Origin of the sequence: Cloacibacterium sp. TD35 (genome assembly GCF_028864635.1) — a bacterium.
In the GTDB taxonomy this organism is placed as follows: domain Bacteria; phylum Bacteroidota; class Bacteroidia; order Flavobacteriales; family Weeksellaceae; genus Cloacibacterium.
In genome coordinates this window covers 1,488,208-1,501,221 of record NZ_CP104850.1, presented here as the reverse complement: position 1 = coordinate 1,501,221, position 13,014 = coordinate 1,488,208, and the positions used below count along the sequence as shown (strand labels likewise).

Here is a 13,014-nt window from a genome sequence, read left to right as displayed (position 1 = left end):
CCAATATGATAATCTTATAAACTTTTCTTAAAATTAAACAAATAAAAAAGGCTGTATAAAACAGCCTTTCAATTCATTAGTATGATAAATTATTTTTTTCTTACTACTTTTTTCTTTTTAAGCACCGCTTTTTTCACTGATTTTGCAGGAGCCGCTTTGTAGAAATGTGTATAAGCATATTGTGCTGCCTTGTATAGGTCTATTACACCTCCAGATTCTGAAATCAAATCAAATCTATTGTTGGTATTGGTAGGCAACATTGCATTTACCTCAGATTTATTTACTGATTTTACTAGAGATTCTATTACTTGTTCTGGTTTTAAATTAGGCATATAAGCCAATAGAACCGCAGAAGCTCCCGCTACTACTGGCGAAGCCATAGAAGTTCCTTGTAAATATTCATATTTACCATCTGGAACGGTAGAATAAATTTTATCACCAGGCGCAAAAACATTTACCATTTTTTGGTTAAAATTAGAGAATCCGGCTCTTAAAAACTCATTATTATTGGTGCTTGCACCTACTACAATCATGTTGTTAATGAAAGGTTTTTCGTCTTTAGTAGATTTAAAATTAGTGGGGAAATAAGGATTTTCTTGAATATCTTCGTTTTCGTTCCCTGCAGCTTTTACCAATAGAACACCCTTGTCTTTAGCATATTGAAATGCTTCCCACACCAATTCTTTTTCTGGAGAAACAGGTTTACCGAAACTCATATTAATAACTTTAGCACCATTATCTACCGCATAACGAATAGAATTAGCCACGTCTTTATCACGCTCATCACCGTTTGGAACAGCTCTTACTGTCATAATTTTTGCAACTTTATATGCTATACCGTATTGCACTTCATTCCCTTGAGGATAACCAGCGATGATTCCCGCAACATGAGTTCCGTGTTGAGCATCTGGACCTTCGTAATGATTATTTCCGTAGAATTTTTCTGTTTTGTCTTGATAATTATCTCCTACAATTGCTCTAGGATCAAAATCCAAGTTATATTGTTTAGTAGCTTGAGGTTCGAAATATTCTAAAGCTCCTTTGATTTCTTTGTTTAAAAACTCTTCTACTTCTGCTTGAGATTTCCCTACCATTGTAGGATCATTAACTACTTGACTTAATATAGATAGATTTCTAGCTTCTTCTTGTGTAGTTGGCTTTATAGAATCTAAATTCTCTTTTGTCAGTGTTTTCCCTTTTAATGTAGCTGCTACACTAGGTATCACTTTTGCAAATTCTGAATAAAACTGAAACTGCTGTTTTGCATCGATACTTTTTTTATTGTACATATCTTTTGCACGAAGATACATCTCAAATTCTGTAGGCATTTTTGCTTGATTGGCTTTATTTACCTCTGAACTTGCCCCTTCAAAAATAGGCTTATATTGTTTTACAACTCTGGTTACTTCTACATTGTCAATCTCTACATCTCCATTTTTACCACCAATAAAGTTCCAACCGTAAACATCATCTACATAACCGTTTCCATCATCATCTTTACCATTATTAGGAACTTCGTTTACGTTTTTCCACATATTTTTTATTAAACCAGGATGGTCTACTTCTATCCCACTGTCTATTACACCTACAATTACCGTTTTAGGTTTTAGACCTTTTGATTCAAAAAATTTATATGCATTTTGTGTATTTACTCCGTAAACATTTGCTGTAGAGAAATCTTTGTGATACCAAGTCATCAAATCTTTATCTTCAGTTTTGGCTTCTTGCGAAAAACCAAAATGGAATCCTGCTAAAAATGCAGCTGCAATGATTATTCTTTTCATTATGATATATTTTGTATTGATTGAGTTACTTTTTTAATATACGTAGCAGATTCTGGGCCAATGTTACAAACCACGTCTAGTATTGATAAATCTTTGATAAATCCTAATTTATCACTAAATGTTTGGTAATATTCTGGCAAATGATATTCTGACTCTTTTTTGGCTGAAAAACGCTCTCTTAAATCTACTGCATTTGGTGTCTTTTCGAATTCAGTAGTGAGTGAATAGTCTTTTTCAACCTTTAAAATTTGAAGAATTATTTTCAAAGCATTGAGATTAAATTCAATAAGAGAAGTAGGCTGCACTGAGAAAATCTGCTTCAACTTATCTTCATAATATTCAAAATAAGGCGAACTTTGGTAAGCGATTTTAATAGATTTCCAGTGGAGTTTTTGCCAATCTTCTGCATAAGAAATTTCTAAATCTTTCATCGCACGTTTTCCGTTATGATGAATTGGCAAAATGAGCGCCAATTTACCATTTGCACCGTAAATATTGCATCTGCTTCTGTAGGTCTGTTTCGGAAAATTCTCATGTTGCTCAAGAAGAATTTCGTTTTCGTCTTTTAAAAATTCTGCAAACCAAGAAACTGGTGGCAAATAAAATATAGGTAATAACGTTTTCATTTTCATTCTAAAATTGAGTGTCCAAAGTTAAAAAAATAAAGTTCAATGCCGAAACAATGAACTTTATTTATCTATTTTAAATTTTCTAAATTCTACTCTTCTTCTTTATTTTTGCCTTTGAAAAGTTTTACAAAAAATTCCCAACCGAAGAATAAAACTAAAATTGCAGCCGCAACCCACCAATAAGAAGTTTTATCTTTTTCGCCAGTGTTTGTTGCTTTAAACATACGTTCCCATCTTACTTTTTTAGGCCCTTCATCAAAAGTTCCTTGTAAACTAAGCCAAGTAAACATCGGGCTTCCTACAATATGAGTTTCTGGAACAAAACCGAAAAAACGAGCATCTAGAGAAGCATCTCTGTTATCTCCCATCATAAAATAGTAGTCTTGTTTTACGGTATATTTGTCGGTTTGAGCACCATTGATATAGAATTTACCTCCTTTGAATTCTAAAATATTTCTTTCAAATTCTGTAATCAGTTTTTTATATTCTGGTAAATTTTCTTGAGTAATGGTAATGACATCTCCTTTTTTAGGAATGGTAAGAGGTCCGTACCAATCTTGGTTCCAAGGTTTATTAATCGGGAAAATAGATTGAGAAATGTCTACTTTTTTAGACATTAAAGCGTGACCTGTTCCATCATTTACGTATTGACCGTTTTCGTCTATAACTGGATAGTAAGAAACAGCTCCTTTTCCTTTTTCGCCTAAAACTTCTTCAGCTTTTACAAATTCTGGAATGGCTTTAATCTGAGCCAATAAATCTTTAGTTAGTCCTTGAAACTGATAATAATGTAGTCCTTCTTTAGTTTGTCCTTCATCTGTAATCGGTAAATAGGCAAGATTTTTCCATAAATAATCGATGTCTATTTCTGAACGTGTATAAATGGTGTAAGAACGCTGAACTTCAGCATCTGCCATTTGAACTTCTGGCTTGCCATTAATGTATAAATTCCCGGCTCTCATTTCTACCACATCACCACCTACCGCTACACAACGTTTTACGTATGGATCTTTTCTATCAATCGCTGTATGAACAGAATCTCCTGGATAATTGAAAACTACAATGTCATTTTTCTTAGGTTTTTTAAATTCACCAATTCTAAAATAAGGCAATTTAATAGCATCTACATAAGATTTTGGATCGTTTTTAGGATTTCCATCTTTCTGGGTATCCATAATAGTTCCTTGTAAAAATGGCAAAGCAACTGGTCTCATTGGCATTCTGTAACCATAGCTCCATTTGTTTACGAATAAGAAATCTCCTACCAACAAAGTTCTTTCCATAGAACCTGTAGGAATGGCAAATGGTTGGGTAACAAAAGCGTGAATAATCGTAGCAAAAACTACCGCAAAAGTAATAGAACCTATGAAAGATTCTTTTTTAGCTTTCGGATCATCTACCGCAAATCTGTCTACCTTGTTTAACTGAAAATATGACGAATACGCCAAATAAACAAAAGGAAGCAAAGCAGTAAGAATTTGTTCTAGCGCTGAAGTTCTTCCAAATTTTCTCATCAAAAACAAATGGAAAACAGTCATCATAATAGGTCCCACAATTGGCAAATAAGCCAAGATAACCCACCATTTTGGTTCGCCTACTTCTTTCTGAATGATGTAGTAATTATAAAAAGGAACAAAAGCTTCCCAGCCTTTGTAACCCATTTTTTGATATAATTTAAAAGACGAAAGTCCTAGTAAAACTGATAAAATCAGTATAAAAATAGAATATTGTAAGATGTAATCCATTTTCTATAATTAATATGTGATGTGTAATTAGTAATGTAATTCGTGATTTGTTACATTAAGGTTCAGAGCTCAAAGTTTTAACTCGGAAAATTAAACTCAGATTAAAGTCCTAAAACTTCTTTCATTCCAAAGTTTCCTACTTTTCCTGGTAACCATTCTGCAGCAATTACTGCACCTAATGCAAATCCATTTCTATTAAAAGCAGTATGTTTTATTTCGATTTCGTCTACTTCTGAACGATAATAAACGCTATGTGTTCCTGGGACTTCTCCTTCTCTAATTGCCTCAATTCCTAAAGATGTTCCTTCGGTTTCGTCTAATTTCCATGAATTAAAGTCTGAATGCTTGAAGATTCCTTCTGCAATGGAAATTGCAGTTCCACTTGGCGCGTCTTTTTTGTGAATGTGGTGAATTTCTTCGAGTTGACAGGTATAATCATCACTAAATTTCTGCATCAATTTTGCTAAATTTTCATTTAACGCAAAGAAAAGATTCACGCCTAAACTAAAATTAGAGCCGTATAAAAATCCAGTTCCATTTTCTAAAGCTATTTTTTCGATGGCTGGTTTTTGTTCTAGCCAACCTGTAGTTCCACAAACTACTGGAATTTTATTTTCTAAACAGGTCTTTATATTGCTAAAAGCTACTTCTGGTTGCGAAAATTCTATGACTACATCTGGATTGTTCAGATTTTCTTTGGTAGGCGTCTCGTTTAATCTTGCTACAACTTCATGTCCTCTTTTTGTGGCAATTTCATCAATGATTTTGCCCATTTTTCCGTAACCTACTAATGCTATTTTCATTTTTTTAATTTTTAAAATCTAAAACTCAAAGACAATCCAGCTTTACCATTTGCTACACCTAAATCATCGTAAATAATGGTAGGTTTAATGGCTAAATCTGGGTCTTTCTTTTGGTCGTATAAGTGTGCATCTACTACCGCATCTACAATATTTAAAATGTATAAAACTCCGGTAATGGCGATGGCGTAATCTCTTTGTCTTTTGGCTCTGTCTTGCGTATTTCCTAGAACCGTAGCGTCTACATAAGGTAAATCATCAAACTCGTGAGGCTGACCATTTAACTCTGCTAAAAACGCTGTTCTATAACGACGATATTGCTTATCATTATATATAATAATCCCTACTCCAGTTCCTACAGCTCCCCAAACAATTGGGATTTTCCAATATTTCTTGTTGTAGTACTGACCAAGGCCTGGAAAAACAGCAGAATACAACCCTGCTTTTGTAGGATTGTATTTTTGAATGGTGCTCACGCTGGCTTTTTCTATTTCCTCTACTACCTGTTTTTCGGTCTTGATGGTGTCAAAAGGTTTAATTTCTTGAGAAAAACACAACCCAAAGAACAACAATAATATGATGGAGTATACTGCTCTCATTAATTAAAATGTGAAAGAATTTTGTTCAGTTCATCTTCGTTATTGAAATCAAGGATGATTTTCCCTTTTTTCCCTTTGCCCGAAGATTTTATTTCTACCCCTACTTCTAAAACATCCGCCAATGATTTTTCTACTTTTCTTAAATGATTCGGAAGTTCTTTTTCAGTTTTTTGGATAGATTTTTTAGGATTTTTCAGTTCCGAAGCTGCTTTTTCGGATTGTCTTACGTTTAATCCTTCTTTGATGATTCTTTTAAAAAGTTCTTGTTGAAGCTCAGAATCTTCTACACTGATGATTGCTCTACCATGACCTGCAGAAATCTCGCCGCTTCTAATCGCATTTTGTATTTCTGGACTTAACCTTAATAAACGAATAGAATTGGTAATGGTACTTCTTTCTTTACCTACTCTAGAACTTAAAGTTTCCTGAGTAAGACCTATTTCTTCTAATAATCTTTGATAAGTAAGTGCTACTTCTATGGCATCTAAATCTTCACGCTGGATATTTTCTACCAAAGCCATTTCTAGCAATTCTTGGTCATTTACCAGTCTAATGTATGCTGGAATAGATTTAAGACCCGCAATTTTAGAAGCTCTGTAACGTCTTTCTCCTGAGATGATTTCAAATTTATCGCCATCTTTTCTTAAAGTGATAGGCTGAATTACTCCAAGGTTTTTTATGGATTGAGCCAATTCATTAAGGGCAGTTTCATCAAAATAAGTTCTAGGCTGAGTTGCATTAGGATAGATATCTTCTAATGCTACTTCTACCATATTTCCTACTAATTTTTCGGCTCCAGTATCTGTTGCAGAATTAATGGTACTTTTGCTTTCGGCACTTAAAATAGCACCCAAACCACGTCCCATTGCTCTTTTTTTGTCTTTCATATTGTATGATAAGTCATTAGTCATGAGAATAAACAATGTTTCTTCTCAATTCTAAAATTTTATGCGTTTTGTAATTTTTCGTTTTTCAGAAGTACTTCTTCTGCTAATTGAATGTATTGAATTGCACCTTTACTTTCGGCATCGTACATCAAGATGCTTTCTCCGAAACTTGGCGCTTCAGAAAGTCTTACATTTCTAGAAATTACAGTCTCGAAAACCATTTCTGGGAAATGCGTGTTGACTTCTTCTACTACTTGGTTAGAAAGTCTTAGTCTAGAATCGTACATGGTGAGTAATAAACCTTCAATGTCTAAATCATTATTATGAATTTTCTGAACATTTTTAATGGTGTTCAACAATTTACCCAAACCCTCTAGAGCAAAATACTCACACTGAATAGGGATAATAACAGAATCTGCAGCAGTAAGTGCATTTACCGTAATAAGTCCCAAACTCGGTGCACAATCTATGATGATGTAGTCATACTCAGATTTCACTTCATCTAATGCTTTTTTAAGCATATATTCTCTCTTATCACGGTCTACTAACTCAATTTCTGCTGCTACCAAATCAATATGAGAAGGTACAAGGTCTAGATTTGGAGAAGATGTTTTCTGAATACATTCTTTCACATCTGCACTGTGCTCCAATAAATTATAGGTAGAAAAATTTACTTCTTCTATACCTAGACCAGAGGTAGCATTAGCCTGTGGGTCTGCATCTATTAATAAAACTTTCTTCTCTAAAACGCCAAGCGCAGCTGCTAAATTCACTGCAGTAGTGGTTTTACCTACGCCTCCTTTTTGATTGGCAACTCCAATAATTTTTCCCATAAAAATGAATTAGTTTCCAAAAATACAATAAATAGTAATTCGGTTGAATGTTAATAACTGTCAAAAATATTAAACTATTGTGAATTAATGGGTTAAAGCACAAAAAAATTATCCACAATTTTTAGAAAATGTGGATAATTAATTGAATGGCTATTGATAAGACAATGTTAAAATTATATATTCTAAATGGTTATTCAAACTGCATAGAAATAGGAAATCTAAAATAAGAACGAACGTTTTCGCCTTGAAATTTTGCAGGATTCCATTTTCCTTTAATTCCTTTTATCGTTTTTTCTGCTTCTTTATTAAAATCTGTATTCGCTCCAGAAACTTTAATATTAGAAATTGTTCCGTCTCTTTCTACTACGAAAGTTACGACTGCTTTCACCACCTCACCAGTTTCATTTTCGATAACACTAGAATCAAAATTCTGTAAAACTTTAGCTCTAAAAGCATTTACTCCACCGATGAAATCTGCTTCTACATCTACATTTGTAATAATTTCAATTGATTTAGGTTTCGTAGTCTCTTTTACAATTTCTTTTCCGTTTTCTGCTCCTGTAACTACATGCTGATTAGGGTTGGTAACAGCAACTCCCGGAGTTGTAGTAGTAGAAATTACGGCATCTTCTACTTTTTGATTAATTGTCTCCTCTTTTACAGCGTCTCTGGTTGGAGTAGGCGGAGTTAAACTTTGCGTTTTTACCTGAACTGGAGCTTTCGGAGGAATAACTCTTGGTTCTGGTTTTTCTATTCTATCATCTGGTCTATCTAAATCTTTTAGATTGATAGGTACATAAATAGTTGTTTTTGCAGCTTTAGGCTTTAGCGTATTAATAAGTAATGGCGTCATTGCTAAAAGACCAAATAATCCGACTCCAATAAATAAAGCTTTTTTTAGAAAGACATTAGCTTCGTTTCGTAGAGCATATGCTCCATATTCTTTGTTTCTCTTCTCGAAAACAACTTCGTTCAGCGCTTGATGCGGGTCATAAGTAAAGAAATTTTTGCTCATTGTGTGATTTTTATGGGTTAAACAAATTTCGAGCACGATTATTAATTTTTTATCTTTTTGCAAAAAGTAATTAAAGTAATTCAATTACCTTGCCAAAAAATTATTTAAAATTCAATGTTTTATTTGTTTTCAATGAAAATAACACAATTTCAAAATAAAAAATCACGCTATAAACGTGATTTTCAATACTTTATAAAAAATTATGATTAGAATAATTCTTTTCTAATAATATTTTGACTTCTTTCTGGACCTACAGAAACCAAGTATACATTAATTCCAAGATATTCCTCAATAAAACCAATATATTTCTTAGCATTTTCTGGCAATTCATCAAAAGTTCTAGCCGTGGTAATATCTTCTGTCCAACCTGGTAAATCGGTATAAATAGCTTCGTAATCGTATAGTTTTGTAGTAGAAGAAGTGAAATAATCAATGATTTTTCCGTCTTCAGTTTTATAATGCGTAGCGATTTTCAGCGTATCAATTCCTGTAAGAACATCTAATTTAGTAATCACTAAATTATTGATACCATTAATCATACAAGCGTGTTTCAATGCTACCAAATCTAACCAACCTGTTCTTCTTGGTCTTCCTGTGGTTGCTCCGTATTCATGCCCCACTTTTCTAATGTGTTCTCCTAAATCATTGTCTAATTCTGTAGGAAAAGGACCGTGACCAACTCTAGTAGTATAAGCTTTGGAAACACCAATTAAATTCTGTAAAGAAGTTGGCGGAACTCCTGCTCCTGTACAAACTCCACCAGTAGAAGGCGAAGAAGAAGTTACGTAAGGATATGTACCGAAATCTATATCAAGCATCAATGCTTGTGCTCCTTCGAAAAGGATGTTTTTATTATCACGAATCGCTTCGTTTAATTCTAATTCTGTATCTACAATTCTATCTTGAAGTTGTTTTCCAATTTCTATAAATTCATTGTAAATTTCGTCAAAACTCATTGCTGGTTTTCCAAAATATTTCTCGAAAAGATTGTTTTTAATTTTAAGATTCTTTTCAATTTTTTCTTTTAAAACTTCTGGATTCAAGAGGTCAATCATTCTGATTCCTACTCTTGCAATTTTGTCTTCATAACAAGGTCCGATTCCTTTCTTGGTCGTTCCAATTTGCGTTCCGCCCAATTCCTCTTCTCTGTAAGTATCGAGCATGATATGATAAGGCATAATTACATGCGCTCTTCTACTGATAAAAACGTGGTCGGTTTTATAACCTTTAGCTTCTAATTGTCCTATTTCTCTTAAAAAAGCTTTAGGATTTACCACTACTCCATTCGCAATAATGCATTTTCCCTTGCACTGTAAAACTCCAGAAGGAAGTAAATGTAGCACAAACTTATCTTCGCCTACATAAACAGTGTGACCAGCATTGTCACCGCCTTGAAAACGAACTACATAATCTGATTTAGCTGAAAGAACATCGGTAATTTTTCCTTTACCTTCATCTCCGAATTGAAGACCAACAACAACGTAAGTTGACATAAATTTTTAGAATTTTTTATTAGATTTTTACAAAGGTAATTGTAAAAAACCGTATCGCCAAATTAAGTTTTGATGAATTTAAACCCTGAAAAATTTCATTCCTTTTGATAGCCGCTTTCCGTGAATATTCCTTAAATTTATGCCGCCATTTTTTTGAGTTAAAGAAATTTAGCCCTAAAATTGCTTTCATTTCAAATAATAAGATTCTTTATGAAAAAAATAGTTTTAGCTTCCGCGTTAGCTTTTTTAGCAAGTTGCGCATCACAAAACACCACAACCTCATCATCTTTTGATTGGAAAGGAGCCAATGTATATTTCGCAGTGACCGATAGATTCAATAATGGAAATCCTGATAATGATGTCAATTTCAACAGAACCGAAAAAGCTGCTGTTTTAAGAGGCTTTGAAGGTGGAGACATAAGAGGTGTCATTCAAAAAATAGACGAAGGTTATTTCAACGAATTAGGCATTAACGCGATTTGGCTTACTCCAATTGTAGAACAAATTCACGGAGCTACTGATGAAGGCACTGGCCTCACCTATGCTTTTCATGGATATTGGACTAAAGACTGGACAGCTCTAGACCCCAATTTTGGAACGGAAGAAGACTTAAAAGAATTGGTAGAAAAAGCGCACCAAAACGGAATAAAAATCGTATTAGATGCCGTGATTAATCACACAGGACCTGTTACGTATGCAGATCCAGAATATCCTAATAAGTGGGTAAGAACAGAACCACAATGCACTTATAGCTCTTACGAAACCACTACAGCTTGTACTTTGGTTAAAAATTTACCAGATGTACTTACAGAAAGTGATGAGAATGTAGGACTTCCGCCAATGTTAGAACAAAAATGGAGAAAAGAAGGCCGTTACGAAAAAGAAATGTCTGAACTGAATGTATTTTTCGTAAAAACTGGATTTCCGAGAGCGCCTAAATATTATATTATGAAATGGCTTGCTGATTATATTGTAAAATATGGAATCGATGGTTACAGAATAGACACACTGAAACACACCAATGAAGACGTTTGGAAAGATTTCAAAAAAGTTTGCGACTTAGCTTTTGCTGAATACAAACTCAATAATCCTAAAAAAATTCTAGATAACTCACCTTTCTTCACCATTGGAGAACTTTATGGTTACGGAATTTCTCAGAAAAGATTTTATGATTTTGGAGACAAAAAAGTCAATTATTACCAAAACGGATTGAATTCTTTAATTAATTTCGATTTCAAAGGAGATGCCAATAAATCTTATGAAGAAATTTTCAGCAATTATGATCAAATTTTGCACGCAGACCTTTCTGGAAATACCGTAATGAACTACATTTCTTCTCACGATGATGGTGGGCCTTTTGACAAAGAAAGAAAAAGAAATTACGAAGCAGGAACCAAACTTCTACTTGCTCCGGGAATTTCACAAGTTTATTACGGCGACGAAACCGCTAGAAAATTAATTGTGGAAGGCGCAACTGGTGATGCAAACCTAAGAAGCAATATGAATTGGGATGAGGTAAAAAACAATCCTGAAACCCAAAAAGTATTAACACACTGGCAAAAAATAGGTCAGTTCCGTAGAAATCATGCAGCAGTAGGTGCTGGGAAACATCAGATGGTTTCTAATTCACCCTATTGGTTTACCAGAGCTTACAAAGACGACAAAGTTTTAGTAGGTTTAGATTTAAATTCTGGCGTAAAAGAAGTTTCTGTAGCAGGAATTTTCGAAAATGGAACGAGGTTAAGAGACGCTTATAGCGGAAAAACTGCAAAAGTTACTAACGGAAAAGTTTCCATAGATTCAGAATTTGGCATAGTTTTGTATGAAAAGTTATAATTAAAATTCTGTTTTTAAAAAATATGAAAAAGTTTATCCTATTGTTTGCGCTTCTCATCTTTGGATGGGGAGTCTCGCAACAAGTTCCAAAGGTTTTGAAAACCAAGTTTTCTAAAGAAGCTTTGGCTCAAAAAGTAACAGATATTAATGGTAAAACCATCAGTATTTCTAAAATTTTAGAACAAAATAAAGGAAAAATCCTCGTGCTTGATTTATGGGCAAGTTGGTGTAGAGATTGTATACAGTCTATGCCAAAAGCCAAGGAATTAGAAGATAAAAATCCGAATGTGAAATTTATTTTCCTCTCTCTAGACCGAAACGAAGAAGCATGGAAAAAAGGATTACAAAAATATGACATAACCCAAAAAGAAAATTATTGGTTCCATGTAGGTTGGAAAAATGATTTTAATAACTATATAGACCTCAACTGGATTCCGAGATACTTGGTAGTCAATCAAAAATCTGGAATTGCAAAATATTACGCGATTTCTCCAGAAGATGCAGAAATTCAGAAAACGATAGACGATTTATCAAAATAAAAAAAGTCAGAGTAATTACACTCTGACTTTTTCTTTATATAAAAGGTGTTTGTAAAAAATCATTGAGCGGTTTCATGGCTTTGAAAATTTTAGCAAATTCCTTAACCGCATTTTCACTGAGCAATTGTTCATCAGAGACAGGATGTGTTACAATAAAATGCTTGAGTTTCAAATATTCAGCCATTTTATCGTCTTTTTCAAAACCTTGTGGCACTTTTTTCAACTTATCTTCTACACTTAATCCTCGGAAATAATTTCTAAACTCATCTTGTTCTAAAATTACTTTGAACTCATTACCAAAAGCAGAAATTTCTTGTCTTATCGTTTTTAAAACCGATGGTTCTGGCTTATAAACACCACCTGCTAAAAAAGATTTTCCGGGTTCTATATGCAAATAATATCCTGAAATTTTATTGCCTTTCCCCATTCCTAAACCAGCTCCGAAGTTGGTTTTATAAGGTGTTTTATCTTTAGAAAACCTTGTGTCTCTATAAATTCTAAAAACAGATTTTTTAGCCTCTAGTTTTCCCATTTCTTCATCAAAATCCGCCATTTCTTCTATTAATTTCTCCACAAAAGAAATCACATCTTGTTGCGCTTCTTGATAAAGCGTTTTATTTTCATTAAACCATTCTCTATTGTTATTCTTTTCTAAATTTCTAAGAAATTGAAGTGTGGATGATTGCATAATGTAATTTATTTATTCAAAATTAATGAATTTTAGAACACTTTGGTTATTGACTCAGTTTAATCTGCAATCTTCGCAAAAATTCAAATAAAATCCAACATCTAGACTACGACATCAATCAACTTTAAAAAATCCCCAATAAAACCCTATTTTTTTTATTAAAAAT

General features: G+C 33.4%; 12 protein-coding genes. 2 read left to right on the top strand and 10 right to left on the bottom strand.

Going from position 1 to position 13,014, the window contains the following annotated elements; all coding sequences use genetic code 11:
* Positions 1-89 precede the first annotated feature (89 nt).
* The 9 genes from N7277_RS06980 to N7277_RS06940 all read right to left on the bottom strand — a co-directional run bounded on the left by N7277_RS06980 (position 90) and on the right by N7277_RS06940 (position 9,785).
* A complete protein-coding gene (locus N7277_RS06980) occupies positions 90-1,784 on the bottom strand; it encodes a S8 family serine peptidase (RefSeq protein ID WP_274778857.1) in 1,695 nt (564 codons plus the stop codon).
* A complete protein-coding gene (locus tag N7277_RS06975; protein WP_274778856.1) occupies positions 1,784-2,410 on the bottom strand; it encodes a WbqC family protein in 627 nt (208 codons plus the stop codon). The genes N7277_RS06980 and N7277_RS06975 overlap by 1 nt, the downstream gene beginning before the upstream one ends.
* Positions 2,411-2,502: 92 nt before the next feature.
* Entirely contained in the window at positions 2,503-4,158 is a 1,656-nt protein-coding gene (gene lepB, locus N7277_RS06970) for a signal peptidase I (RefSeq protein ID WP_274778855.1), read from the bottom strand.
* A 101-nt stretch (positions 4,159-4,259) separates the two neighbouring features.
* Entirely contained in the window at positions 4,260-4,961 is a 702-nt protein-coding gene (gene dapB / locus N7277_RS06965) for a 4-hydroxy-tetrahydrodipicolinate reductase (protein ID WP_274778854.1), read from the bottom strand.
* An 11-nt stretch (positions 4,962-4,972) separates the two neighbouring features.
* A complete protein-coding gene (locus N7277_RS06960) occupies positions 4,973-5,557 on the bottom strand; it encodes a DUF5683 domain-containing protein (protein ID WP_274778853.1) in 585 nt (194 codons plus the stop codon).
* Positions 5,557-6,444, bottom strand: a complete 888-nt coding sequence (locus tag N7277_RS06955) for a ParB/RepB/Spo0J family partition protein (protein WP_274778852.1) — start codon at positions 6,442-6,444, stop codon at positions 5,557-5,559. The genes N7277_RS06960 and N7277_RS06955 overlap by 1 nt, the downstream gene beginning before the upstream one ends.
* Positions 6,445-6,503: 59 nt before the next feature.
* Entirely contained in the window at positions 6,504-7,277 is a 774-nt protein-coding gene (locus tag N7277_RS06950; protein ID WP_274778851.1) for a ParA family protein, read from the bottom strand.
* Positions 7,278-7,467: 190 nt separating this feature from the next.
* Entirely contained in the window at positions 7,468-8,292 is an 825-nt protein-coding gene (locus tag N7277_RS06945; RefSeq protein ID WP_274778850.1) for an energy transducer TonB, read from the bottom strand.
* A gap of 206 nt (positions 8,293-8,498) precedes the next feature.
* Positions 8,499-9,785, bottom strand: a complete 1,287-nt coding sequence (locus tag N7277_RS06940) for an adenylosuccinate synthase (RefSeq protein ID WP_274778849.1) — start codon at positions 9,783-9,785, stop codon at positions 8,499-8,501.
* 210 nt (positions 9,786-9,995) lie between these two features.
* On the opposite strand from N7277_RS06940, the gene N7277_RS06935 reads away from it, so the two are divergent.
* Positions 9,996-11,621: an alpha-amylase family glycosyl hydrolase gene (locus tag N7277_RS06935; protein ID WP_274778848.1), complete on the top strand. Its 1,626-nt coding sequence runs from the start codon at positions 9,996-9,998 to the stop codon at positions 11,619-11,621.
* Between the two features lie 23 nt (positions 11,622-11,644).
* The gene (locus N7277_RS06930; protein ID WP_274778847.1) at positions 11,645-12,160 is read left to right on the top strand and encodes a TlpA family protein disulfide reductase; all 516 of its coding nucleotides are present in this window, start codon (positions 11,645-11,647) and stop codon (positions 12,158-12,160) included.
* 34 nt (positions 12,161-12,194) lie between these two features.
* Here N7277_RS06930 and N7277_RS06925 read toward each other — a convergent pair whose 3' ends face one another.
* The gene (locus tag N7277_RS06925) at positions 12,195-12,848 is read right to left on the bottom strand and encodes a DUF2461 domain-containing protein (RefSeq protein ID WP_274778846.1); all 654 of its coding nucleotides are present in this window, start codon (positions 12,846-12,848) and stop codon (positions 12,195-12,197) included.
* Between the last annotated feature and the right edge of the window lie 166 nt (positions 12,849-13,014).